The following is a 26,881-nucleotide window of genomic DNA, read 5'->3' on the forward strand; positions in this document are numbered from 1 at the left end:
CCTGCTCATAATAAAGTTGCTATAAAAACTCTAACATTGCATCTGCAGACAAAGGTTTATATAAGTGAAAGCCTTGCGCATAATCACAATTTTGTTGCTTTAAAAATGCCAATTGCTCTTTGGTTTCAACGCATTCTGCAACAATTTTCATGTTTAAACTGTGTGCTAAAATTATCGTTGATGAAACAATCCCTTTACTGGCACTGTTTTCTGCTAAGTCCATCACAAACATGCCATCAAGTTTTAAAGTATCAACTGGCAACTCTTTCAAATAACGCAACGAAGAATAACCAGTACCAAAGTCATCAATCGCTATCTTGATACCTAATTTTTGCAGCTCAGTTAATACGTTAATAGTGTGTTTCGAGTACTCTAAGAATACTTCTTCAGTAATTTCTAACTCTAAATATTTTAGTTCCATACCATAAAATTGAGATATGTCTTCTATATAGGCAAGTAAATCAACATCAAGTAACTGACTTGACGAAATATTTATAGCAACTCGAATATCTTGCGTGCCCCATGCTTTTTTCTGTCGACAAACTTCATGAATCACCCATTTGCCCAACTGGTTTATAATCCCAATTTCTTCTGCTACCGGGATAAATTGAGCCGGTGAAACATTACCAAGCTCATGATTATTCCATCGTAGTAAAGCTTCTACTTTTTCTATTTCACCAGTGTCTATATTAACTTGTGGCTGATAAACCAAATAAAGCTCTTTTTGCTCAACAGCCTTTCTCAAATGGTTTTCAATGTTTAAGCGTTGATGAATAGTTGCATCCATATCATGGTGATAAAAGCTGTAATGTCCAGGTCCTTGTGATTTGGCTTCATACATAGACACATCAGCATTTTTCAATAGCTGGCTACTTTCCACACCGTCACTAGGATAAATACTAATGCCAATACTCGCTGACACATGCAATACATGTTGATGAAGAATAAATGGTGCTTCAAATGCTTGGTGAATTTTCTGAGCAATTCTACCAGCCCCTTCTGGCTTAGAAATATTCTCAGCGAGATAAATAAATTCATCACCACCTAAACGAGCAACTGTATCAATATCTCGACCTATTGTTTGCAAGCGTTTAGCAACCGCCTTTAACAATTCATCACCAACATCATGTCCTAAGCTATCGTTGATAATTTTAAATCTATCTAGATCCATGAATAACACTGCTAAGCCATCTTGTTTTCTTTTTGCACCATATATCGCATGCTCTAGGCGGTCAGATAATAAATAACGATTAGGTAAGTGTGTTAATGAGTCAAAATGAGCCTTTTGATATAATTGCTCAGTTCTTTCATTAACAATGGTTTGCAAGTTATTACTTTGGTTTTGCAATGCTTTTTCACGCTCCTCAACCACATTAATCATATGATTAAAGCCATGAGCCAATGTACCGAGCTCATCATTTAAGGTTAAATTTAAACGCTTTTTATAATCTTTGCTTAAACTTAATTCTCGTACGTGACCTACCATTAAATTAAGCGGTCGAGTGATAATTCTTTGTGTTGCTGCAGATAACAAGATTGCTAAAAAGATACTAAAGACAATAACGTAAGATAAAATATCTCGATAATAAATACGCTGTTGGTTTAGCTTTTCAAGAGATGTTCGAATATAGAGATAACCAAGAATATGGCCATTATCACGAATAATATCAACGCTCTCTAAGTGTAAATCCCTTAAAAACGCCACTTTGTGGCGCAAAGTTGTAGCTAATATAGCTTGCTGTTCATCAATATAATATGGCACAGAACTTCGGTGTTGCTTTTGATGAGTACGATGGTATTGAGAAAATTTATTGCCGTTTGCTAAATATACCGCGGCATATTCAACATATTCATTTTTAGACAATAACGATAAAGTATTCGATGCAGAAATATCATCATCAAAAATAATCGCTGACACTAACGAAGATCCCACAATCTCCGCTTGCAGCTGACCACTTTCAATAACCGAATTTTCCAAAATAGTTTCATTATTATTATAAAAAAGTAGCGCTGCAACGCATACAACAATCACACTTACTAAAACCATTAACACAATCATTTTATAGCGAATTGAAAAAAATTTATTGCTGTTCACTTTATTCCTCCTCGCTCGTGAAATGATGAGGTGTACCGGGAATAACCTTAGCGTGCTTTAAAAGTGCAGAACTTAATTTAAGATTAGCGGCTAACACTGCTGGTAAATTCACTTCTAATTTGACTTTATTATTATCACGTACAAAATTAATCATACCGCCTTGACTAATAAAATTTTCATCATGACTTACCAATAATATATTGTGTTGCTTTGGTAATTCCGACCAAAGCGAATCGATTTGTTCAGGATCAATATAAACAATATTACACGTACGAATATGAGCATTGCGCATTGTTTCAGGTCGCTTAACAACAATTAATTGCCCTAAACGATTTTTAGGACGACTCTTTACCATGTCATTTATATATTGCTTGAACGGATCATCTCCTAAAATACATAAGATTACTTGGTCTTTATCTTGCTTTTGCCACTGAGTAAAAGATGTTAAATGTAATAGCAATCCGGCCATTATTTGATGATGTTTCGAAACATTAGGTAAAGAATAGGCGCTCGGTACAGCAACAAAAAAACACAAGCAAGCAATGAGAGTTCTACACTGCTTGTGATATTTTTTTGTTTTAGTAATTAATTCAATCACGTGGCAACAACTTAAAAGTTACTTTGCCAATTAAGACTAAAATTTAAGGCTTCTTTATTCTGCACACCATTTAAATCCTGATAAACAGGCTTTCCAATTTCAACAGAAACAACTTGTGAATGCACTTGAATATCTCCACCTACAACCAAGTTGATTTTTTGGCCACCGTAATTTTTAGGGTCAGTTATACCTGCTGGGTAAGGAAAGTTAGGATTAGGAGCAGTTATTTCATCATCTCTGCCAATAATTTGCCTCCAGTCTTGAAAAACCACTTTTATAGTTGGCTGAAAAGTGTTGCTTAATTGCCATTTTCCCCACATAGATGCTGCAAATCGATTGCCTAAGCGATAATCCCTATCGCTCTTTCCTGTGCGGAACTTAGCAAATAAATTGAATCCCCACAGATAAGACTCCTGGTCGTTCACATAGCTTAAACCAATCGGTAAATCCCAAGTGCCTGAGCCAAGCTGCATAGTATAAGGTAGTTGTTGGTCGCCACTTGCTCTTGGCGTGTCACCTTTTTCATCAATCGAGCCTGTTGGCAGTGAAACTCCAACAGAAAGTGACAATTTTTGCTTATCCCAGTTTCTTATCACGCTAGTAAAATTAACAGTTATATCCCCAATACCATTCGAGCTAATATTAAACTCATCGTACTCTGGCACTATGCTAATGTGATCAGTACTTTGCTCTATATAAGGCAAGCTTATACTGATACTTTGTTCTTCAGTCAGAAAATAGCTAACGTTAGCTATATATGACTCTTGAGTGATCACTGTTGGTAATATTGGGTAATTTTCGTCCGTTCTCGGCTCTTCACCATCAAAATACACTTCATCGTTACTGATGTTATGACTTCCTTTCTTATAACCGTCGAGTTTCGAGCGTTTATACAAAAAATTGAATTTCCATGGTTCATAGGTGCGCATATCCATATCATCAGTAGATAACGCAAACAATTCTTGCAGGCTTAAATCAGCCATTTCTGATGGGGTATTAGCAACGACAAATAACGGTAAATTAGCTAAGAAAAATGACAGGGGGAGTGCTAACTTTCTAAATTTACTACTTTTCATACAACCAGTGACCTTGAAAACAACGAGGTAAGCAAATAACAAAATTTGTAAGAGAGTAAATTATATACTGATTTTCCTCTCAGCAACGTTGCAAAAACGTTTCTATGGAGCGTATAACTCTCAAAAACAAATATTAACTTACATTTATGTACAAGTACTACGTCTGATTACATATTTCGTCGTGTATATGTCACATAAAAGAAAACAACGATGTAGATCAAGTAATGTCAAAAGCACCGAATATATGGCTATATAAGCTTATATCGGCGCAGTACTAGTCGATTATTCGACAAGACTTAATGGAAATTGTTGATAATTACCGTCACTAGTAATAATTGCAATTTGTTTGTTTGATAAAAAGGTAACTTGTAAAACTGACGAACGCCCAACTTTTGCTGACTGCCATTCACCAATTAGTTCACCATCGCTTACTCGCCAAAGCATAATTTTTTGCTTAGGAGAGCCGGTTAAAAAGTATTGCTTATCAGTAGAAAATGCTGAGTGATTAATTTCTAAAAACTTCAGGTTGGTTTGCAATTCACTCACTTGAGCTTCTTCATTGCCGTCAAGTAACCAAAACGCCCTATCGTTAATCGAGTCAATGGTAAAACCTAACTTTCCATCAGGGCTGATATCAACATGATTAACGCGAGTACGGTGCTGAAATGTTTTCAGCTTTTCGCCACTTTTAGTATGCCAAAGCACTGCGGTTTTATCGCTTGAACCAGTAAAAGCTATAGCGCCATCGTGAGAAAGCGCGACGGCATTAATATCTAATCTATGCTGTTGAAAAGCACTTTTATTTCCCGTTAAAGTATTAATAATACTAGCTTGGCCATTTCTATAACCCAATAATAATGTACTACCGTTAGCTGAAATCGCAATATCATTAATAATGTTATTGTCGGCATACCAAACATTTACTGTTAGCAATTCTCTCTTGTTATTCAGACGATATAAATGAACCGTCATTTGGTTTGATATATAAAAGTACTCTTTAGATTCAGAAATCCCCACTAATTCAATATTTTCAGCCTCTTTTCCAGCAATACATGGGGCTAATTTTTGGTACTGTAGGTTTTCCCACAAACAAACTTGTTGAGAGTCAGCAATAAAAGAATATTGACCATCAACAGAAATTGCTGCAGCTTCAATAGTAGTTTCTCCAAAGCGATGTGTTTTACTTGCTACTGAACCTTGTACATTGCTTGGTGAGCATGCGCTTATGCCAATCAATATAAAAAGTAAGACACAAATTTGTCGGTAAAAAACTCCATAAAACATTGTATTATTTGGCTTTGTTTGTTCATTAATATTTAACATCTACAACCTTTCACTTTTAGCATTAACTTTAATCAACATAACTATTTTTATCACGGCTTGTACCCTGTATTTGTTGCTTTAATTTTCTATGCACTAAATAACTTACTGGCAATATTGTATATAAAAACGTGATCAGGCCAATGGCAATAATTGGGCCTATTTCTGTTGCAATAAAATGATTGCTATTAATATGGATAAGCGACCAAAGATATGGCAGTACAACTAAGCTATAGCCCCAACATGCCATTTTAAGTGGCGTAAATGAAGACCTTTTATCGAGATGAATTAGTAATAAGATAGTAAAAAGCGCCAGAATGAGCGACGCACTATCGAGCAAAAACCAAACACTATCGACTTGTGCTATGTAGTCACCTAAATTTGCCCAAAAGGCACCGTCAAAGAAAGCCATGTGTGCCTGACCTGTTAACAAGGTCTGCCAAAATCCAGGAGCATAGTCCGAAAGATTATCGGCGTATGATAACCAAGCAATCAATGCAAACGCTAAAATAAACAAAGCAAGAGGCAGTACGATATTTAACTTGCGAATAAAACTGGGTGAATTAAATATTTTTTTGAAATATATCAAAGCAGTATGGATAGTTTGCTGCCAAAACCAGCGCTTCGCTGCTTGATTATCAGCTTTCGATCGATGATTAAACTCTTCTATTAAATCACCTAAAATGGCGTCAACAAGATAAGACGGTAATATCCAAGCAAGTAACATTAGCGCGAAACTAGGCGGAGAAACTAGTTCATGCTTAACTGTAATTTTTATATCAGCCGACATATTAATATCCTCCATTTATACTCAGTTTTTTTACATTGTGTATGTTATTAAACACAATATTTTGCCACAAGGTGTCCATCGCACTTTTTGCCCGTGTTAGTGCGGCTTTCCCTTCGGCTGTAACGGTAAAAAAGCGTTTCGCTCGACCACCCCGTTCAGCTGTCGCCGCTCCTAATTTACTTGTCACCATTCCTTTTTTTTCTAAACGCTCTAAAGTCGAATAAATTGCTCCAATGGCAACATTGCGGCTAATTTCGCTATCTAATAACTGCCTGATTTTTGCGCCGTAAGCATCATTACCCAATTGCACTAACGCCAACATAGTCATTTGCTCAAATTCACCAAGAAATTTTTCTTTATCTGCCATTGCTACATCTCCACTTAATTACCTACATTGTAGATAATTAAAATAATTGTGCAATTCATTTTTACTACAAAGTAGTTTAATAAACCAAAACTCGTAAGCGCTTTTTCCATAGCAACGCCACAACTATTTGACTTTATTTGATTTAACTTAAATACCTATCTTTAAATTTTTTAAACATAGAGAGCAACATCAACTTAATAATTAGACTTAATAGGCATTAAGTAAATTTACTTGCAATTATTCAAATTTATCTTTACGATCGCAACCGATAATCATTCGCATTTAGATTTCTATTAGTGTTGTAATAAAATAATGTATATAAAAGCTAGCCTATCGGTCTTGGCTTTGGCCCTGCCTATTATTTCAATAGCGCAAACGACGCCAAACTCTGATCAAGAAGAACATATTGTTGTCACAGGAACCCGTACAGCAAAACTATTAAGTAACTCACCTGTTTTAGTGGATGTTATAGACGGTGACATCATCGCCAAAGTCAGTCACGGTACCCTGGCACAAGCGCTAAACTACTTACCCGGTGTAGTAGTAAAACGTAGTGTTAAAGACGGTTATAACATCCAAATGCAAGGCTTTGGTGGAGATCACGTACTTGTTTTAATTGATGGCCAACCTATTATTAGCCCAACTGGCTCATCAGCAGATTTAGACCAAATCCCTGCTGATAATATTGAACAAATCGAAGTCATTCGCGGCGCAGCCTCCGTGATGTATGGTAGCTCCGCAATGGGCGGTGTAATAAATATTATTACCAGAAAGACAGATGAGTCAGGGCTAAAAATCGATTATGACCTTAGTCAATACCAAGGTAATACTATCGAGGATAGCGACTTAAATCAGACCATTAAAGTTAATGCCAATGAAAACTTTGTCGGTTGGCAAACACAGCTAAATGCTTTAGTGATTAACGATCAAGGCTATGACTACGATAGCGACACTGTTAGCCAAGACGCTGCCAGTGTTGACAAAACATTTATCACCTTAGCCACAAGCAAAGATCATGGCGACATTGCAACAGATGTAAAATATCAATGGTTAGATGAAAAAAAATTACGGGACAGTTCTGCCATACCCGGTCAAAGTGAGATCATTTTTTACCAAACTGATTTAACTAAACATCAATTAGACCTTGGTCTAAAAGGCACTAAAGCAAAAAAGGAACCATGGCGAATTAACCTCAGATACATTGACCATCAAGAGACGAGTGGTCAATCGAATAGCTTACGTGACACTCATATCGTAATGTCTGAAATTAATGGTCAAACAGTTTTCCAATTAGATGACATTGAACTGGTTACAGGTGGTGTTATTCACGCCGACAGATTGAATCAAGATAAACCAGCCGATGGTGCCATCGAAATTGACAATAAAAGCCGCGAAAGTGCAGAAGTATTCGCACAAGGCAATTGGGTAAAGAAAAACACTCAAATATTGGGTGGCATGCGTAGCCAATACGACTCTGATTTTGGCTGGCATAACGCTGTCCGCCTGAGCACCATGAAAAACATTAGCTTAAGCGATATAACACTGCAATGGCGCGCTGGTTTAGGGCAAAGTTACCGTGTGCCCAATTTAAAAGAGCGCTTTTATGTTTTTGATCACAGTGCTTTAGGCTATATGGTTTTAGGTAATGAAAACCTTAAACCAGAAACCGCTGATTCTTTTAATTCTAGCCTGACCATTAACACTAGTTTTGCTGACGGCAGTATCGACTTCAATAGCAATATTAGCATTCACTACTCGGAAACAGATGATCTAATCGACTCAGTTATTGACCCTGAACAATCAGAAGAAACCGGCTTGTCTATTTACCAATACCAGAATATTAGCCAAGCAAAAATTCACGGTTTTGATATCAGTACTGAATTCACCTTTAGTCAATGGCAAATGCAACTAAATTATAGCTACCTAACTAGTGAAGATCAGAACAAAGAGCGCTTATTGTCACGCCCTCGCCACCAAGTGAAATTCAATATCAACTATGACATTGATGCCTATGACATCGAATTTATTGCTTACGCCGTATACCAGGCGAGTGAAGCGGTGCCTGATAGTTATCTAGGTGTAGAAAATAATGAATACACCACTTTCAATGCCGTGATGAACCAAACCATTACTTCAAACCTATCGTGGCGATTAAGTGTCGACAATATTTTTGATGAGCATAAGAGCCCATCAGCAAACAGCCAGAATTTATTTGATGCAAGACCTGTTAGCAGCCGCACTATTAGTGCCGGCATAAGCTATCAATTTTAAGAGAATCTCGGAGAAAAACATGAAATCAACATTGGTAACACCATTTAAATTAAGTAGCCTAGCACTGTGTGTATTTTTAACTGCATGTGGCGGTGGAGGCAGCTCAAGCAAGGATACAACTCCTACGCCAGAGCCGACACCAACGCCAACAGCACCAACTCAGGGCACAGTAAATGGCCCGCACACCACTGGAAGTGTAAGTGAACCTGTATTCGTTTATTACGACTTAGATAACAAAGCCGTTATTGAATTAACCGCTGAGCAAGCAGCAACAAATACGGTTTGGGACATTGCGTTTAAGCGTAGTGGAATATACTTAAACCAGCACAGCGACAATACAATAACCGCGTATGCAACTGGGAATAACAGTGACTTCTTTGATGTTGAAGGTAAAGCTATTGCCGCAAGTTTTATTGCGGCAACAGCTGAAACTGAACTAGCTGATTATCTAGCGGTAAAAACCAGTGATATCCCAACCGATGAAACTAAATTTATTGCTGACAAAACTTCAAACATCATTGAGGGCTTTTATAACTACGACATGACAACTCACGTAGTAACTGCCGCAGATAGCAATTACTTTATTGCTAATTCTGATGATGCTTTTACTAAGTTTCGTGCAACTGACATTACCACTGCTGGCCGTGGTATTGGCCAAATAACATTGCAAACAGCATATCAAAGTAGCAGCGACGCAGCCTTTGCTGCAGAGCAAGAGCTTGCTATTGATGCCGCATTAACCTGTTCTGGTGAAGTAACACACGTTTATGTTGATTTTGATACCAACCAAGAAGTGACTGCAGCCGATGCTTGGGATATTAACTTTCCATGTGCGGCTGATAAAACAGGAGCTGATTTCACTATTAATATTGCCGATGACGCCCAAGCCATGCATGACTTTGATAACAGTTATGATGCCGTTGACCCAACTGCCGTTGCTTACTATGGCTTTAAAGACAATGTTTACAGCGTAAAAGCCTTTGATAATACACCTTGGTACCAATACGGCTTAAATGGTGGTCACTTATTATGGTCACAGTTTGATGTTTACTTAATTAAAACACCAACAAAAACCCATAAAGTGCAAATCACCAGCTATTACAATGCAGATGGTGTTTCAGGCAATATCAGCTTTAGAGCTGATGAAGTTGACGAGCTTGCTGGCGAAGCCGGTGCATAGCAACCATTGCTAAAATATCAAACCCAAGGTGTAAACTCTCCCACATCTTGGGTTTTGATATTTCTTTCATATTGGCAACAACATTAGGAAATTACTATGATCGCCCAGATCGAACAAATCATGTACCAGTTATCAGACTTTTTTATGGCACCGGTACTCTGCCTGATCGCATTATTGTTTATTTATTCATTATTTGCCACCGGACAGTTCTTTAGTCAAAGCATGCAACGCCGCCGCCATTACAAATCGTTTATACAATTACTCAACGGCAAACTTGGCAGCAACCATCAACTCATATTGAACGGCTACCCTATGGCAAGCTTGGCAAATGAAATGCCAGAAATCAGCCAAGATCAATTAGATGTTGCAGCATTAAAAGAACTAGAAGGTGTGCGTAATGTCAGCCGATTAGCGCCTATGCTAGGTTTAATAGCTACCATGATCCCAATGGGGCCAGCACTAAAAAGCTTGGCAGATGGTAACATTCAAGGCATTAGTGAAAACTTAATTGTCGCTTTCTCAGCGGTAATTTTCGGTTTAGTTATCGCCTCAATTACCTTTTGGATAGCCTCAGTTAAAAAGCGTTGGATGGTTGAAGAGCTAGTTGCCCTGTCACCATTATTAGAAAAAATGCCACTGGAACAAAGTAGCCAGGAAGCAACTTTACCTGTGCAAGCCGTGGAGAAAGATTATGAGGCTGCTTGATGAAGACGAAGGCATTAATCCGGCATTATCTGTGGTGAATTTGGTTGATGTGTTTTTAGTGTTAGTTGCCGCGTTGTTAATTGCCATCGCACAAAACCCATTAAACCCCTTCCTTGCTGAAGACGTCACGGTCATTAAAAACGAAGGTAAAGATAATATGGAAATTATCGTTAAAAAAGGTAACACCATCGAAAGCTTTAAAAGTGATGGTAAAACCGGCTCTGGTACAGGTAAAAAAGCCGGTACTGCTTATGAAATGGCAGACGGCAGCATGATTTACGTAAAAGAATAGTGATAACAACTAATGAATAACTTTTTAATTAAAATTTCCATACTATTTTTCAGCGCTATTGCCTTTATCGGCAATGCGTTTGCAGAAACAAGTAAACAAGCAGCACCCCATACACAAAGTATACTCTTTGTTAGCACGGCGCATACCAATACCGCAAAAATCACTTTGTTAAAAAAAGTCGCGGAAGAGAAAAACAAGTCCACCTGGAAAATCGCAAAAAAATCAGCAAAATCGCTAGCCAAAATGGCTAATAAAACAGGAGCTTTATCAGCATTGTTTAATCAATATGACTTAGTCATTCTTGACGCAGTATCAGTGCGAGAAGCCAGTGCTGCATTTGACAACTATGCCAGTGAAATAGCCACTGCGGATACTACCGTTATTGCTTTTAGCTACTTACAAAACAAAAATCTTAATAAAGGTTTAGCAGCTAAGCGAGCGAGTACTTTACAAGACTATTGGGTGAATGCCGGACGTCGTAACCTCGACAATATGCTTTCTTTTATTTCAGCAAACATTGTCTCAAAAAATCCCGAACCATCAACAATAGCCAATGTCCCCGCGCCAATTATTTTTCCACAGCAAGGGATTTATCACCCAGAGTTACCTAACTTAATCATTAACGACTTAGTGGAATACAAAAACCTTCGCCCAGTCAAACCACAACAACCTAAAATTGCAGTACTGTTGCAGCGAGCATTAATCGAGTCAGAACAAACACAATTAATTGATGCCACTATTAAGCAATTAGAAGCCAAGGGTGCTTATGTGGTGCCATTCTTTTTTGAACTCAGCCCAGTCAGCGGTGACTATAGTCAATTACTACAAGTACCAAATTCAGAGCAAAACACTAACAACCAAGCAGAGTCAATGAAAATCGATGTTGATTTGATAATCAGCTTTCGAAATATTCACTGGGCTAATAAACGTAAAGTAGAGTTTGAAAAGTTCCAAGTGCCGGTAATGCACGCGATGACCTACTACTCTGGTGATAAAGAGACCTGGGAAAAAGACATGCAAGGCGTTAGCGCTAACATGATGTCATTCACTTTAGTGCTGCCTGAAAATGCTGGTGTCGTTGACCCCATGATAGTAGCAGCAATGAACATGAGCGAGCAAAATGTTGAAATTATTGACTACCAATTGGAGCACTTAGTAAGCAAAGCCATCAACGTTACAAAGCTGAAATACAAAGCTAACCAAGACAAAAAAATCACGGTTTTTGTTTGGGGCGATAAAGATGTTGGTGCTTCATTTATGAATATTCCTGACAGTATTGAAGCTATCAGTCAACGCTTAGCGAGTGAGGGATATCAAACCGCAAAGCGTGACGCAAAATACTTTGTTGAAAATGCGAAGAAAATTCTTGATCCTTTTTATCGAGATTATCAATTAACTGAATTGCTAGATAATGATTTAGCTGAATTAATGCCAATTGATGAATATTTAAACTGGTTCAACGCCCTACCAACAGAGCTAACACAAAAAATTAATGACCATTGGGGCCAACCTCAAGATAACTTCATGGCTGTAGAAAAAGCAGGTAAACACTACTTTATTTTGCCACGTATCCGTAATGGTAATATGTTGATCATGCGTCAGCCGCCGCGCTCTGATAGCAAAAATGATGAAAACATGATTTATCATCAAGGCCTCGTACCCATTAACCACTTCTACCTTGCCGCCTATTTTTATGCTCGGGAATATTGGCAGTCAGACGCTATTGTGCACTTAGGTACTCACGGTTCACAGGAATATTTAGGCGGTAAAGAACGTGGTTTATCAATCTACGATCAAGGTAATTTAGCAGTATGGGATACGCCTGTTGTTTATCCATTTATTGTCGATGATGTCGGCGAAGCGATGCAAACCAAACGTCGTGGTCGCGCAACTGTTATATCCCATATGACACCACCTTTTGCTGCCGCCGGCTTGGAAGGTGAAATTCGTCACTTACACGAGTTAATGCACCAATATAAACAGCTTGACCAAGGTGGCGTTAAACAAAAAACGGCCACGCAATTAACCAAGCTATGTTTCGATACCAACATTTGTAAAGACTTAGCTTGGCAACGAGAACAAATCACTGAAGCCTTTGATGAATTCATCGATGCACTACATATTCATTTAGAAGATTTAGCGACAGCCAATCAGCCATTGGGGTTACATACCTATGGCTATATTCCAGAGCAAGCGCTTACCATTTCTACCTTAGTGCAAATGTTGGGGACTGACTTCACCACCAATGCCAGCGAGTTTGAACATCAACACTACACAGAAAATTTAGTTGGAGAACATCATGATGATGACGAAGATGAAGGTGTTGCCCACAGCCATACTTATCACTCCAAAGGCGAAGAAAATAATGACCAAACAAATGCGGATAAAGAGTCAATAGCACCTAAAAATGCAAATGATATTACGCGATTATCAGGCTATTTAATGGTTAAAAACTATATTGTTGCAGCCAATGAAAAATCAGCGCAACGCCCTATTCCTTTAACTGAACTTAGTGAAGAATTACAAACTGATATAGCTCGTGGTAAAAAGCTCTATCAAAGTATGGCGAGTATCCACGAACTCGATGCTATGGTCGACTTTTTAAGCGCCAAATATATCCCAGTAAAATCTGGCGGTGACCCGATACGCCATCCAGAGTCATTAGCAACAGGCTATAATTTATTTGGTTTTAATCCGTCGCGCGTACCAACACAAGCAGCTTTTGAGCAAGGTAAAGAATTGGTTGAACAGATGATTGCCAATTACTACGACAAGCATAAAGCCTATCCTGACAAAATGGCATTCTCACTGTGGTCAATTGAAACCATGCGTCATTATGGCGTGCTGGAATCTCAAGTATTATATGCCATGGGCGTTAAACCAAAGTGGAGTAAAAGTGGTCGAGTTATTGGCACCGAAGTTATTCCTTACAGTGAATTAAAACGACCACGTATTGATGTTGTGCTCTCAGCAACCGGTTTATATCGCGATGCTTTTCCTAACGTGATGCAGATGTTAGCCAAAGCAGTTAACCAAGTGGCCGCTTTAAAAGAAGACAACAATTCAATCTGGCAAAATAGTCAAAAAGTTAAAGCTGATTTATTAGCTGAAGGCGTCGACGAAAAAGAAGCACAATACTTATCAACCATACGTATTTTTTCAAATCAGTCAGGTGATTATGGAACCGGGGTAGATGATGCTGCTTGGGCCAGTGATACTTGGGAAACTGATAAGAAAATATCAGATAATTACTTAGCTAAAATGGGTTACTTCTTCGGTGCTGACAATAGCCGTTGGAGCGAAAAAGGCGAAAATAGCCAAGGTAAAGATATTCAATTATATGCCAAACAATTATCAGGCACAGACATTGCCATGTTTGCTCGCTCTTCAAACTTATTTGGCATGTTAAGCACAGATGATCCATTTGAATACTTTGGTTCATTAAGCTTGGCCGTCAAAAATATTGACGGTAAAAGCCCTGATATGGTGGTCGCAAACTTACGTGATGCCAAAAATGCAAAAGCAGAAGATGCCGGGCTATTTCTTGCCAAAGAACTACGTACCCGCATGTTTCACCCACGTTGGATCAAAGAGCTACAAAAAGAAGGTTATTCGGGTGCAGTGTCTTTAGCCTCAAAAATGGATAACTTTTTTGGTTGGCAAGTTGTTGACCCTAATTTGATTCGAAATGATCAATGGGATGAGTACTTAGACATCTACGTCAATGATAAATTAAACCTTGAGCTTGATGATTGGTTTAAAGAAATCAACCCAGCAGCTTTTGCCCGTATGATGGAGCGTATGCTAGAAGCTGAGCGTAAGGACTATTGGCAAGCTGACCCTGAGCGTTTAAAGCAATTGGTTGAGCAGTATATTGACCTAGTTAACAATAATGACTTAGTTATCTTAAATGACGCGGTTAAGGAGCATGTTAACGAACTTGCAGAAGGTTATGGTTTAGCGCCATTAGTAGCAAAAACGATGGAAGCGATGGCCGCTGCAGCCGATATGCAAAAGGCCAAGAACAATCAACAGTTAGCAGAGCAGCAGTCAAAAAATGCAGACCAGCAAGTTGAAGGGCAAAAACTTGAAAAGCAAACATCGCAAACGATTGCGCCAAACGAGGTTATTTACTACAGTTTATTCGGCATATTGTTACTAATAGCTTGCGGTGCCATTTGGCAATCTCGCCGTAAACAAACAAACCAACAACAGATTTACCTGTTAGCAACAAAGAAAGATTTATCTGTAGATAAAGCAGCTTAAAGCACAGCTATCGCCAGCAAATAAAAAGGCAGTATTTTTACCACGAACCTGCCTTTTCCCTATCTAATTTGATGAGTATTTTCACCTAGCTATGAGTCCGAAAATGAATAAATCATCATTATGATCAAAATTCTGAATCGCACCGTATCATCATTATGAATAACAATTTAGATTCAATATGCAAACAAAACAATACCTAGGCTACCTTGGCCTTGTGCCATTTACACTACCTCTCATATTCGAACAGGTAGTTGAGGAATTATTCACTACAACTGCAGAACAAGTATTTATATTCTATAGCGCCATTATACTTAGTTTTGTTTCAGGTACTTTGTGGCGTAAATCAAATGATATGCTAAGTATTAAGTTACAAATACTTAGCAATATCTTCTGTCTTTTAGCATTTTTTGCTCTGTTAATCCCATCTGCTGTTGCCTTTGTCGTTCTAGCATTAACTTATAGTATGCTTTTGCTCTGTGAGCAGCATTACTTTGGTTATGTGGCGGGTCATAATGATTATCTTGAAATGAGAAAATACCTAACCATAATCGTTATTTTGCTACAAATCAGTGCATTTATTTTATGGGAAACTTGATAAAGAACTATAGGCGGTTCATTGATATCCAACGTTCTGCTTTATTTACCTCGCGCCCCATACCTTTAATAGGAATATTTTATGGCAACTGAACAAATACTTATTATCGGAGCAAGCAGTACAATTGCTCAAGCTATCGTTGCAGAAACTTTAATATCAAAGCCTGAAGCCGATATTATTGTAATTAGTCGGAATATAGACATTTATGACAATACCCAATCAAACGCTTTAATTAAAATTTCTATTGCTGATTATCAACCTGAGACTATTCAGCAAACCATAACAAATTTGCACAAGACTACCGACTTACCAACAACACAGATATATATTTGCAACGGCTTACTACACAGCGAAATTATAACTCCAGAAAAACGTATTGAAGATTTTTGCTCAGAAGCATTTTTGTCCATCATTGAGGCTAATACCCTAACACCAATACTGTGGCTAAAAGCACTTATACCAGTGCTTACGACTAAAAATGACTGCACATTAGTCGTATTTAGTGCACGAGTTGGTAGCACTGAAGATAACAGACTAGGTGGCTGGTACAGTTACCGAGCATCAAAGTCGGCGTTAAATATGATGGTTAAAAACCTTGCAGTGGAGCTATCAAGGCGCTCAAAAAATACCAAGGTAATTTTATTTCACCCCGGTACAACCGACTCACCATTATCTAAGCCATTTCAAAAAAATGTTCCTGAAGGCAAATTGTTTAAAGCAAAGTATGTTGCACAACAACTTGGAAAAATAATCGAAGAGCAACCTTTTGATCAGAAAGCTAGCTTTCTCGACTGGCAGGGAAAAACAATAACGTGGTAAACGTTATTTCCAGCCAAAGCGCCATAGTACTGGATTTTTCAAATCACGCCAATTGACTAAATAATCATTTTTGCTCATCACAGCGGTAATAACACAATCAATAACATTGTACTTATCGTCAAATTCAACCTTGGTAATGACAAAGTGCTTTTCTTTATTCTCAACGCTAACTTTTGTCCATTTACTATTAAGCAATGATTTGGGGCTGACATTATTCATACTTTGTACACTAATAATTTGTTTAGCTTAGAAATAAAAGCATCAAAGGTTTCTTTTTCTTTAAAATCAAAGGTGTAACGACCATGAAAAAGCAAAGTTAGTGTTAAGTCGTTATAGCCAAGAAAGCAAGTATAGCCATCAACATCATGCCAAGCTTTTATACCTTGATATTCATAATGTCCATTAGCTTTATTGCCTTTCATGGTAATAAGATTAAAAGCATATAATAGGTCAACTTGAGCAATATGACTGTTTTTCATTAGAATGATATTAACTCACGGTAACAGTCACTACTTGATTGACCACACATTTCATCGTATGCATTTTGAAACTCCAACAATGCAGAAGAAATATTATTACGACGCAAATACGCTTTCGCATCCGTTATTGAATTAAACATTTCCGCACTTGTGTTCTCTTCAAGGCCGATCAAATTATCTCGTGAATCTATCACACCAACTAAATAGTGACTCGAATCAGCGATACCTATTATGGTGGGCAGTAAAAACTTATTAGTATGAAGATGCATAAAACCTCCTAAATGTATTGTTGTGAATACGAAGCAACGAGGATTTTGGTTCAATGAAATTGTTAATTGTTAGCTAGTACAAATAGTCTCGTAATGGACTATTTGTACTTAACAGGCCAAGTAAAATAGGTTTAACTCTTTTAGAAATTGAATATCACGGCTTTTTACAGAATCGCCAGTTTAACCTTAGTACTATTAGTTTACTTATGCTTGATATGCTCCTGCGGAATAAGTTAACTCATAGCTGTGACTATAGATTTCAAGAATATTACCGAATGGGTCTTCCATATAAATCATACGATATGGCTTTTCGCCCGGATAATAATAGCGTGGCTCTGCCATACGTTTTTTACCACCTGCGGCCACAATTCTCTCTACTAACTCTTCAAGGTTAGGGTCTTGCACACAAAAGTGAAAAACACCCGTTTTCCAATATTCAAAATTATTCTCTGGATTTTGCTGGTTTTTAAACTCAAATAACTCAACACCAATGCGGTCGCCGGTCGACATATGGGCTATTTTGAATTTCTCCCAATTTGCGCCAAAAACATCGGTACACATTTCACCAATGGCGCTATCATCTTCGGTAATTACCGTTGGCTCCATAATTAGATACCAACCTAAAACTTCAGTATAAAATTTTACTGCTGCTTCAACATTGGGAACTGAAATACCGATATGTGAAAAACTTCTTGGATAAGTATTGCTCATATTATTTTCCTCTTTAATCTCGATAGGAAAATTATAGAGCAAGTGATAAAGTATCAAAAATTATCATTTATTATAGAAATAAGTATAAAAAATTATGATAAATCAAATGTGGTTACAAACCTTTTGCACACTAGTAGAAGTAGGTCATTTTACTCAAACCGCTGAAAAGTTGTTTATGACACAATCAGGGGTTAGCCAACAGATAAAGAAATTGGAGCAGCACTTACAAGTTGATTTATTGATCAGAGAAGGTAAAAGTTTTTCTTTAACACCAGAAGGAACACGCTTATATAAACAAGGCAAACTACTACTGCAAAAATATGCAACATTAGAGCAGTCGCTTATTGAAAATAACCAATACGAAGGCACAATAAATATTATGTCTCCGGGGAGTATCGGCTTAAAACTTTATCCTTACTTGCTCGACTTTCAGCGCCAACACCCCGAGTTAATTTTTAATTATCAATTCGCTCCTAACCACAGTATTGAAAATGCCGTTATTAATCATCAATGCGATATCGGTTTAATGACAATAGCCACCCAGCAAAGTCATATTCGCACTCAACATATAGCCACAGAAAATTTAGCACTCGTTACCGCCAGTAATATAGACGTTTGTAATTGGCAACAACTAACAAGCTTAGGCTTTGTCTCCCACCCTGATGCTGCCCATCATGCCAATATCTTACTAAGCGAAAACTTTCATGAATTTCAAGATATTGAACAATTTAAACAGGTTGGCTTTTCCAATCAAATTAGCTTGATACTTGAACCTGTATCTCGGGGAATTGGTTTTACAGTACTACCAATAAATGCCGTAAAAGCATTTTCAGCACAAACATCCATCAAAATACATCACCTAAAAACACCAATCAGTGAAGCGATATATCTCTGTGAGAATCGAGCTACTTTTAAAAGTAAAAGCCAACTATTAGTGAAAAACCGAATAGAAAGTTATTTAAAAACTTAACGTTTATTTAACTCAAGTTAATTTTAGTTTTCAGATTTAGCGATAGTCTTTTAGCAATTTAAAAGAGAGCTTTGCGGCAAGAGCTTGGTTTATAACAATTAAAGTTTTATAAAACAGGCAGTTTAAAAATTATAGGTTACACTAAATTGAATAGACTCATCTATTTAAAATGGAATATTAGTGATGCCTAATAATAAGAATGTTAAGAAGGAAGATCCGCAGGGTGACCCTGCTAGGGATGAACTTAATCAACTTAGACAAATTGTTTTTGGTAAAGCAGAGCAACAATTAAATAATCGAATATCATCAACCCGCTCAGATTTAGAAAAAGCACTCAACGTACAGAACGATAATATCAATCAACGTTTCAATAGTTTTCAGCAAACTATTGATCAGCGCTTTGAGGCGCTAGAGCAACGACTTTCTCTTTCTGACAAAACTCATGACGATAACGACACAAGCATCCAAAATGATTTAGCAAATTTAGCATCCGAGCAAGAAATGTTTGCAACCTCAACTTTACAGGACTTTAAAAATATTGAGCAGTCATTAGATAATGAGAGCAATGCACTTAGTAATAATTTTAATGAGCAAATAGAGCAATTAAAATCGCACCTCGATGAGGTTTCGAAAGAACTAAGCTCATCAAAAACAGACCGAAAAACACTCGCTAAGTTGCTATCAACTATGGCAACTAATTTAGAAGATGACCAGCTATAATGGCTACAGACACAACTAAAGAACAATCTGAGCCTAGCCAACAAATAAAGCAAGTAAGAAACATAATACTCGGTGAACAAAACCACTTAGTTACTGAAAGTATTAAAAAAGAAGCTCGAACTATCGTTACCGACGTCGTCACTGAGGCGCTACATGATCGACAAAAGCAAGACAGTTCAGTTAATAGAATATTACAGCCGCTAATTGAAGATTCTGTTCAAGACTCAGTAACTCATAATAGTGAGCGCTTAATTACTTCACTGTACCCACTTGTTGGTAGCTTAGTAAGAAAATCTGTTGCTGCTTTTCTTAGTGACTTTATCGAAAAAACAAACCAATTACTCGAAAATAGCCTAACCATAACAGGGCTAAAGTGGCGCTTAAAGGCTTGGCAATCTGGAGTAAGTTTTGCTCAATATGCTGCGTCACAAACTTTTGTTTATCGCGTTGAACATGTTTTTCTTATTCATCGAGAAACTGGGCTACTACTAAACGAAATTGCATTAACTGAGCATGGAAAAAGCGACGCAGATATGGTGTCATCTATGCTATCAGCGATTAACGATTTCGTTGGCGATTCCTTTTTAGCCAATGATGAAGGCCAAAAAGAGCAACTGCAAAATGTCAGAACAGACAATTTCAACTTACTTATCAAGCCAGGGCCAAGTGCCTTAGTTGTTGCCGCAGTAATAGGAAACCCTCCTCAACAGCTTAGTAACCAATTACAAGTAACGCTGGAAAACATTCACCACCTCTATGTTGATGAACTTAATAACTTTGACGGTGACGACCAACATTTTACCAATGCAGAAAACTTACTGCGAGACTGTTTATTATCAGAACATAAAGAAGAAAATGACAATGAAAGAAAACCTTGGCTAGCCATTGGAGTATTATTTATTGTCTTTATTTATGCAGGTTTTCAAATATTCAACTGGTCAAGAAGCCAACAACTCCATGACGAGTTAATACAGTTGGAAAATGAGCCTGGCATTATCATACGTAAACTAACCGTCAACAACATAGACGAAATTGAGATTGATGTTCTACGCGATCCTAGTGCAATAGTTATTACACAGTGGCTAGAAAATCACGATTTCAACATAGAAAATATCAGCATTCTTGAGCGAAATTACCATTCATTATCGCCACAAATACTGTCACTACGAGCAGAAAAAATTCTCAGCACTTTCCCAAAAGTATCGTCAACATGGCAAGGCAACACTTTGTCTTTAGCCGGTAAATTAAGCGCTATAAATTCAGAGCAATTATTAAGTAAATTAGCGGTCGCTGGTTTTAGTGAAGAACTAAACTTAAATACCGAGAATCTGCAGCTAATTTCCAGCCAAGCAATAGCTACAAGTAAGCAAATTAAGCAGCAAATTTTCGAAGACCTAATCAGTAAAGTTTCCTCTACTCAGCTTAACTTCCCCGTCGCAGGTGAAAAAATCACCACAAAAATGCAAGTATCATTAGCTCATGTTTTTCAATACATTCATCAGCTAGAGCTATTAGCTGACGAGCTTGAAATAGATATTGGTTTGCTAGTTATCGGTTGTAGCGACAACACGGGTAGCAAAACTGCGAATAAAGCATTAAGTGTAAAAAGAGCAAGTAATACCGCACAAGCATTAATTAACAAAGGCTTAAGTAAGGATAAAATTTTTACCGCCGGACTCGGACAAATAGATATTAAGGCGATTAAAAATACCGCAAGAAAAGTCATGTTCAATGTGATATATATAAATAAACCAGATATAGACAATATTGAACAATCCACTCAGTAAAATTGTGGTAATTATTCAACGAAGTGAAGTAGAAACTAACTTTAATATTTGTTGTGGTTTGCAATGTAAATCAAATAAGAAAGCTTAGCCGAAAATGGAGATGACGCTATGATTCAAAAAAAGATTTGCCTTTTAGGTGCATCAAGCGTCGGAAAAACAAGCTTGGTCAAACAGTTTGTTGAAGGTATTTTTAGTGAAAAATATCAAACAACAATTGGGGTTAAAGTCGACAAGAAAGCACTTATTGTCGATGACGAAAAAATCAACTTCATGCTATGGGACATTGAGGGTAATGACCGATACAATGTTTTTGAAGAAAGGTACTTACGTGGTGCTGCTGGCTTAATTATCGTTGTTGACCAAACACGTGCCTCGTCACTAATTGAAGGCTTAGATATTCACACCTTGGCTAAACAAGTCACCTCCTGCCCAGCTATACTCGCGATAAATAAAAGTGATTTGCCATCTACCTGGCATTTATCTTCGCAAGAACAAGAAGCCTACAACGACCTTTTCAGCCTACAATTTAACACAAGTGCAAAAACTGGCGCGCAAGTAGAAAATATGTTTTTAGCGTTAGCGGAGCTATTGCTTAAGGACAAGAAAAATGACGTCACTACTAAATAATGTAATTAACGCACTAGAACAAGCTGTTTTAGAAGTGATTGATGCCACATCTGGTGAAGTTAAATTAGTAGCGGGTGAAGGTAAATGGATCACTGAACTATTTCCCGCATCTAAAAATCAGCAAAGCTTTATCATTAATGAAAATACAGCTTTTTTATTCGATTTTTTAGTCGATGCCAGACTAGTATGGCAAGAACAAAAAGATGATAAAATTCGTTCTGGGCTCTGGACAGAAATCATTGAAAATAATAGCGAATTACATTTAGAAGCTACGGCAATTAAACAGCAACAAAAAAACTTATTGCTGATAACCAATCAGTTAGAAGATTATAGGTTTCAACAAAAAACCAAGCAATTAGCGCGTGAAATACTACTCTCAAACGATCGTTTATTTCTGCAAAATGAATACTTACAAACTCGCTTGCAGTCAATACTAAAACGACCGCCCGAGCAGGACAATATAGTTTTAACCTTAACGAAAGTTATCGAAAATGCAGAGTTTGCGGTAATTATTACCAAAGGTAATTTCGCACCTATTATCGAAAATTCGGCAGCTCTAAGCCTATTTGAACAATGTTCTTACACTAGCTCACTGCCCATTAGACCTGTCGATATCATTACTAAGTTAATGAAAAATCAACTACCTGAATTTGAACGCATAGTTGCAACGAAATCTAGCTGGGAAGGTGAATTATGCTGGATATCACCACCTTCAACCTTAAAATGGCTAAAAGTAGGTTTATACCCGGTCAAAAATAAACTCAATGAACCAGAGAGCTGGATAATTTTCGTCAACGATATCAGCACAATCAAACATCTAGTTCAGCGTAATGAAAAGCTTGCGTTAGAAGATATGTTGACGAAATTACCTAATCGCTTTTCATTTTGGCAAACATTAGAGCAGCAAATTGCCGCTAACAGATGTTTTTATTTGGTATATGTAGACATCAATGAATTTCGCCGCCATAACGAATTCTATGGGCACCTAGAAGGTGACAAACTACTTATTGAGTTTGGTCAGCGCATTAAAAACACCATCAAGGAATCTGACTTTATCGCACGAGTTGGCGGTGATGAATTTGCCATTATTCTCAGTAATGTTGCCGATCAAAGTTCATGTGAACAAGCAATACTTCGTATTTTTGACACCATAAACAAAACTTTTAAAACCAATAAATCAGAAAGCTTTCATGTCAGTGTGAGTATAGGTGCAGCAAGCTTCCCTAACGATGCTAGAAGCGTTGAAGAGTTAATGAAATTTGTCGACTTAAGCGCATACAACGGTAAGAAAAACAAAAGAAACTCTTTACAGTTTTATTCTCAATCCATTAAAGATGCGTCACATCAAATAATTAAAATTGAACAAGAATTGAGACATGCAATTAGAAATGAAGAGTTTGAATTATATTTACAGCCAATTATTGATTTAAAAACACGAACCATTACCAAAGCCGAAGCCTTGATTCGCTGGAATCACCCAGAAAAAGGTTTGGTCAGCCCTGATCAATTTATCGAAATTGCAGAAAAGAGCGATTTAATTATTGCCATTGGAGAATGGGTTATTCATCGGGCATGCCAACTAGTAAAAGAAATTAATCACCAAGGTTTTAATATCAAAATCTCAGTAAACTTATCCCCTTCACAAGTTATTGATGCCAATCTATTTTCATATCTGCGTAAATGCATAATCGACTTTCAAATTGAGCCAGCACTTTTGGAACTTGAAGTTACAGAAGGCGTACTAGTAGATGATTATTCAACAGCAAGAAAGTTACTTAGTAATGCCAGAACAATTGGTATGACCGTATCTGTTGATGATTTTGGCACCGGTTACAGCTCATTGGCTTACCTGAAAAAACTACCATTAGATTTTCTAAAAATTGATCGCTCATTTATTAAAGACATTGTTAACGATGAAAATGATAAAGCAATCGTAAAGGCGGTCATTGCCATGGCGCACAACCTTAACCTATCAGTAACTACCGAAGGCGTTGAAACAGAAGAGCAATTGAAGTTCCTGATTACAAATTCATGTAACTCTGTACAAGGCTACTTATTTAGTCGCCCAATACAACTAGATGCTTTTATTAAGTTAATTGATGAGCAAACATTACCTGACAACATAAATAATGCATTATAATTTAGACATGTAAATGTTAACACCAAATTTTGCTAACATTTACATGTAGTTAATTGTTATTATTCAGATACTCCCTGTTCAATAATCGCGATCATTTCTTGAGCAACAGCTGCAGAAGATAAATAGTTTTGTCCAGTAATAACTCTGCCATCAACCTCTATATGGGCAATATTTCGAGGGCTGTAATTAAATTTTCCACCGTGCTTCTCAATTGTTTCTGTAATTTTAAAGGGAAATTGTTTTGCATATGCTTTGCTGAAATTTTCATATTCATCGGGGTAGCCACTGACTTTTTTACCTGAAACTAAGTACTGGCCACTTTTCAATTTCAAAAATGCAATACCTGCAGTACCATGGCAAACTGATGAAACAATACCATTATGCTCTTCATAAATTTCCATTGAGATATTTTGAATTTCCTGATTATTAGCCACACCGTACATAGCATTTCCACCACCAACATAATGCACTGCTTTATAATGGCTTGCTGTTATTTGTTCGGGTGATTTTGTATGTTTAATCGCATACATAAAATCAGAATCATACAAATATGATTTTGCTAACTCATTAGAAGTATTGATATAAGATAAAGGGATCGCGCCGCCTTTTGGGCTAACAAAATCAACGGTATAGCCCGCTTGCTTGAAAACGTGATAAGCGTTAACAATTTCTGAATAGCTCACACCTGTGGGCAATTTAGAATTCCCGTGAAAATGAGCATTGGATACGATAAACAGAATCCGCTTACCGTTTCTGTCAGTATTTTGCTTAGATGCCGTTTTACTAATGATTTTCCAGTGACTATCTATTTTTCTTAACAATAGTAAATCGGTGTAAAAGCTATTCCTTTCGGGGTTAAGTATATCTACTTTAGCAGTGGCAATATCTCCAGAAACGTCAATATTTACAATTTCACCAATTCTACCTGTTACCGTACCCAAAGCATTTTTTCGATACCAGTTAATATACTCTTTAACGGATACCCGCCAAACAGGTTGGTCAGTTTTTGTCAGTAATAAATAGGCCTCAGAATAAAATGCTTTTGCAATATCATTTGGCTGTGTATTCGCAGTACCATTAATATAAAGTTGTAATACTTGAGCTATCTTATCTTTTTCTATACCTGCTTGCGCATGAACCGATAACAGTAAAAAGGTTAAAACAAAACTAAGTTGTTTAAAATAAAAGAACATTGTCTTTCCAATAGAATGATTAATGCTAGTGGAGTAAAACTAAGCCTTTCTATGACTAAAAACACTCTAAAATGATAAAATAGGAGTCTAGATTTATCATTTAGTTGTTTGTTCTTCCTTATATTTCGCGGGTGTCAAACCAGTATGCTTTTTAAATACACTATAAAAGGTAGATGAAGAATTAAAACCACATTGCTCGGCAAGTTCATCAATCTTTTTGCTTGGTTGTTCAATTAAGAGCTTTCTTGCGTGAGTAATTCGAAGCTCATTGATATAAACAGAGAACGACTTATTTAATTTTTCATTTAAGAGTTGAGAAAATCTTGGGGAAGACATACTCAATCGCTTTGCAACTTGCGGCATCGTAATATTGGCATTTTTAAACAGCATTTGTTCCAACATTAGCAATTCCAGTTTTGCTAATTTCTGTTGAGCCTCGGCATTATCAATTTTATGTGCACCATATTTTGCCGTTTTAAATTTGAAAAAAATCAGCAAAGAGCTTAATAAAAATATAAAGCTAAATGAAAATGCTCCAACAATATATGAGGTGTAAGATGCAGTGAAATAAGCTAGCCATATCAAAATATTACCAAGCAACACACAAACTAATAATATTTCATCTTCCGCCAGTTTTTCTTTCTTTTTATCAAACAACGCTAGCAAATAGAGCCTTAATCGAAACAGACTTAATGCAATATAAAAGAACCAAGCAAAGTTAATAATTTTATAAAAACTGCTCCCCCACAACTCAGCATTAGCTGAATAAGGAAAGGCCAAGCCAATAAATACAACGAGTGTAAGCATTGTCGCTAAATGTGCTCGCCAACTAAATGCTTGGCCCGTTGCCCGAGAAAGTGTCGCCATTGCATAAAAATAAAGTAATGGCCCAATAAGAAAACAAGCAGATAAGCCTATCTGTAAAATCACTTTATCCATATCGGCATTAAAATAGAACAACACTGATTTAAAAATACGAATACTAATCATCAAAAGCATAAAAGCTAAAAACTGACGAGCAATTTGTTGTTTGCTTGAAATATAAACATAAGCTGACACGACAAAACCATTTAACGCGCCAAATGCACTAAACATCAGTAAAAGTTGGTTTTCTAACGACATATAATGATTATTCTTAAGGTGACAAACTCATGCTAAGTAATCTAACATAAGCTATAAATGAAGTTGTATTGATTGCTGATCTTTCTTGGTCATTTTGCTCACAACCAACATAAATGAATTATCCATCATCCGTTCAATTTCACCTTGTGGAATCGAGCCATCCAAAATGATTGTGTTCCATTGAGCCTTATTCATGTGATAACCAGGAATAACAGATGAAAAAATATCACGAAGCATAATAGCTTCGTCAGGGTCACACTTAAGATTGATACAATAATGCCCAGCCATTTTACCGTCAGTATCCTTCTCGCTACCCTTGCCCAATGACAACGTGGCAAACATCTTACTTTTCACACGAAATACTTTTACCTCATCGCCAAAAGGGTAGTACATTGAGGTTTCAACTTTACTGAGTAAATAGCTTTCAGCTTGTTTATGATCCATTTATTGCCCTAAACTCGCGATTAATTAAATATTACTTTACTCAAA

General features: G+C 37.1%; 25 protein-coding genes. 12 read left to right on the top strand and 13 right to left on the bottom strand.

Going from position 1 to position 26,881, the window contains the following annotated elements; translation table 11 throughout:
- Positions 1–19 precede the first annotated feature (19 nt).
- From AC27E9_RS15380 to AC27E9_RS15405, 6 genes are all read right to left on the bottom strand, one after another.
- On the bottom strand, positions 20–2,095 hold the full coding sequence (locus AC27E9_RS15380; protein ID WP_487131694.1) for a bifunctional diguanylate cyclase/phosphodiesterase: 2,076 nt from the start codon (positions 2,093–2,095) through the stop codon (positions 20–22).
- Position 2,096: 1 nt separating this feature from the next.
- Positions 2,097–2,693, bottom strand: coding sequence for a YfiR family protein (locus AC27E9_RS15385; protein ID WP_487131696.1), 597 nt, complete (start codon positions 2,691–2,693; stop codon positions 2,097–2,099).
- Positions 2,694–2,704: 11 nt separating this feature from the next.
- The gene (locus tag AC27E9_RS15390; RefSeq protein ID WP_487131698.1) at positions 2,705–3,769 is read right to left on the bottom strand and encodes a transporter; all 1,065 of its coding nucleotides are present in this window, start codon (positions 3,767–3,769) and stop codon (positions 2,705–2,707) included.
- A gap of 282 nt (positions 3,770–4,051) precedes the next feature.
- Positions 4,052–5,092, bottom strand: a complete 1,041-nt coding sequence (locus AC27E9_RS15395; RefSeq protein ID WP_487131700.1) for a WD40 repeat domain-containing protein — start codon at positions 5,090–5,092, stop codon at positions 4,052–4,054.
- Positions 5,093–5,120: 28 nt separating this feature from the next.
- The gene (locus tag AC27E9_RS15400; protein WP_487131702.1) at positions 5,121–5,879 is read right to left on the bottom strand and encodes a hypothetical protein; all 759 of its coding nucleotides are present in this window, start codon (positions 5,877–5,879) and stop codon (positions 5,121–5,123) included.
- Between the two features lies 1 nt (position 5,880).
- Positions 5,881–6,246: a PadR family transcriptional regulator gene (locus AC27E9_RS15405; RefSeq protein ID WP_487131704.1), complete on the bottom strand. Its 366-nt coding sequence runs from the start codon at positions 6,244–6,246 to the stop codon at positions 5,881–5,883.
- 312 nt (positions 6,247–6,558) lie between these two features.
- On the opposite strand from AC27E9_RS15405, the gene AC27E9_RS15410 reads away from it, so the two are divergent.
- The 7 genes from AC27E9_RS15410 (at position 6,559) to AC27E9_RS15440 (ending at position 16,374) form a co-directional block, all read left to right on the top strand.
- Positions 6,559–8,517 (top strand): TonB-dependent receptor plug domain-containing protein, encoded by a 1,959-nt coding sequence (locus AC27E9_RS15410; protein ID WP_487131706.1) that lies wholly within the window; start codon positions 6,559–6,561, stop codon positions 8,515–8,517.
- 19 nt (positions 8,518–8,536) lie between these two features.
- On the top strand, positions 8,537–9,697 hold the full coding sequence (locus AC27E9_RS15415) for an HmuY family protein (RefSeq protein ID WP_487131708.1): 1,161 nt from the start codon (positions 8,537–8,539) through the stop codon (positions 9,695–9,697).
- A gap of 96 nt (positions 9,698–9,793) precedes the next feature.
- A complete protein-coding gene (locus tag AC27E9_RS15420; RefSeq protein ID WP_487131710.1) occupies positions 9,794–10,402 on the top strand; it encodes a MotA/TolQ/ExbB proton channel family protein in 609 nt (202 codons plus the stop codon).
- Positions 10,389–10,694, top strand: coding sequence for a DUF2149 domain-containing protein (locus tag AC27E9_RS15425; protein ID WP_085300332.1), 306 nt, complete (start codon positions 10,389–10,391; stop codon positions 10,692–10,694). The genes AC27E9_RS15420 and AC27E9_RS15425 overlap by 14 nt, the downstream gene beginning before the upstream one ends.
- Positions 10,695–10,706: 12 nt before the next feature.
- Positions 10,707–14,960 (top strand): cobaltochelatase subunit CobN, encoded by a 4,254-nt coding sequence (locus AC27E9_RS15430; protein ID WP_487131711.1) that lies wholly within the window; start codon positions 10,707–10,709, stop codon positions 14,958–14,960.
- Between the two features lie 178 nt (positions 14,961–15,138).
- A complete protein-coding gene (locus tag AC27E9_RS15435) occupies positions 15,139–15,555 on the top strand; it encodes a DUF3429 domain-containing protein (RefSeq protein ID WP_487131713.1) in 417 nt (138 codons plus the stop codon).
- Positions 15,556–15,636: 81 nt separating this feature from the next.
- Positions 15,637–16,374 (top strand): SDR family NAD(P)-dependent oxidoreductase, encoded by a 738-nt coding sequence (locus AC27E9_RS15440; protein WP_487131715.1) that lies wholly within the window; start codon positions 15,637–15,639, stop codon positions 16,372–16,374.
- 3 nt (positions 16,375–16,377) lie between these two features.
- Here the strand turns inward: AC27E9_RS15440 and AC27E9_RS15445 are convergent, their stop codons facing one another.
- The 4 genes from AC27E9_RS15445 to AC27E9_RS15460 all read right to left on the bottom strand — a co-directional run bounded on the left by AC27E9_RS15445 (position 16,378) and on the right by AC27E9_RS15460 (position 17,833).
- Positions 16,378–16,593: a TIGR02450 family Trp-rich protein gene (locus AC27E9_RS15445; RefSeq protein WP_487131717.1), complete on the bottom strand. Its 216-nt coding sequence runs from the start codon at positions 16,591–16,593 to the stop codon at positions 16,378–16,380.
- The gene (locus AC27E9_RS15450) at positions 16,590–16,853 is read right to left on the bottom strand and encodes a DUF3081 family protein (RefSeq protein ID WP_487131719.1); all 264 of its coding nucleotides are present in this window, start codon (positions 16,851–16,853) and stop codon (positions 16,590–16,592) included. Before AC27E9_RS15450 ends, AC27E9_RS15445 begins: the two co-directional genes overlap by 4 nt.
- Positions 16,853–17,122 (bottom strand): DUF6482 family protein, encoded by a 270-nt coding sequence (locus AC27E9_RS15455; protein ID WP_487131720.1) that lies wholly within the window; start codon positions 17,120–17,122, stop codon positions 16,853–16,855. Before AC27E9_RS15455 ends, AC27E9_RS15450 begins: the two co-directional genes overlap by 1 nt.
- Before the next feature lie 204 nt (positions 17,123–17,326).
- A complete protein-coding gene (locus AC27E9_RS15460; RefSeq protein ID WP_487131722.1) occupies positions 17,327–17,833 on the bottom strand; it encodes a lactoylglutathione lyase family protein in 507 nt (168 codons plus the stop codon).
- A gap of 94 nt (positions 17,834–17,927) precedes the next feature.
- On the opposite strand from AC27E9_RS15460, the gene AC27E9_RS15465 reads away from it, so the two are divergent.
- From AC27E9_RS15465 to AC27E9_RS15485, 5 genes are all read left to right on the top strand, one after another.
- Positions 17,928–18,803 carry a LysR family transcriptional regulator gene (locus AC27E9_RS15465; RefSeq protein ID WP_487131724.1) on the top strand — a complete coding sequence of 292 codons (876 nt, stop codon included), beginning with the start codon at positions 17,928–17,930 and terminating at the stop codon, positions 18,801–18,803.
- A 183-nt stretch (positions 18,804–18,986) separates the two neighbouring features.
- Complete coding sequence (locus AC27E9_RS15470; RefSeq protein WP_487131725.1) at positions 18,987–19,523, top strand: hypothetical protein; 537 nt, start codon at positions 18,987–18,989, stop codon at positions 19,521–19,523.
- The gene (locus tag AC27E9_RS15475) at positions 19,523–21,310 is read left to right on the top strand and encodes an OmpA family protein (RefSeq protein WP_487131727.1); all 1,788 of its coding nucleotides are present in this window, start codon (positions 19,523–19,525) and stop codon (positions 21,308–21,310) included. Before AC27E9_RS15470 ends, AC27E9_RS15475 begins: the two co-directional genes overlap by 1 nt.
- Before the next feature lie 108 nt (positions 21,311–21,418).
- Positions 21,419–21,937, top strand: coding sequence for a Rab family GTPase (locus AC27E9_RS15480; protein ID WP_487131729.1), 519 nt, complete (start codon positions 21,419–21,421; stop codon positions 21,935–21,937).
- Positions 21,918–24,077 (top strand): putative bifunctional diguanylate cyclase/phosphodiesterase, encoded by a 2,160-nt coding sequence (locus AC27E9_RS15485; RefSeq protein ID WP_487131731.1) that lies wholly within the window; start codon positions 21,918–21,920, stop codon positions 24,075–24,077. The genes AC27E9_RS15480 and AC27E9_RS15485 overlap by 20 nt, the downstream gene beginning before the upstream one ends.
- Positions 24,078–24,136: 59 nt before the next feature.
- On the opposite strand, the gene AC27E9_RS15490 is transcribed toward AC27E9_RS15485, so the two are convergent.
- From AC27E9_RS15490 to AC27E9_RS15500, 3 genes are all read right to left on the bottom strand, one after another.
- Complete coding sequence (locus tag AC27E9_RS15490; RefSeq protein WP_487131733.1) at positions 24,137–25,270, bottom strand: nuclear transport factor 2 family protein; 1,134 nt, start codon at positions 25,268–25,270, stop codon at positions 24,137–24,139.
- A 96-nt stretch (positions 25,271–25,366) separates the two neighbouring features.
- Positions 25,367–26,392: a helix-turn-helix domain-containing protein gene (locus AC27E9_RS15495; RefSeq protein WP_487131735.1), complete on the bottom strand. Its 1,026-nt coding sequence runs from the start codon at positions 26,390–26,392 to the stop codon at positions 25,367–25,369.
- Positions 26,393–26,443: 51 nt separating this feature from the next.
- A complete protein-coding gene (locus AC27E9_RS15500; RefSeq protein ID WP_487131736.1) occupies positions 26,444–26,836 on the bottom strand; it encodes an MmcQ/YjbR family DNA-binding protein in 393 nt (130 codons plus the stop codon).
- Between the last annotated feature and the right edge of the window lie 45 nt (positions 26,837–26,881).

The sequence above is a fragment of the Colwellia meonggei genome, assembly GCF_057537295.1.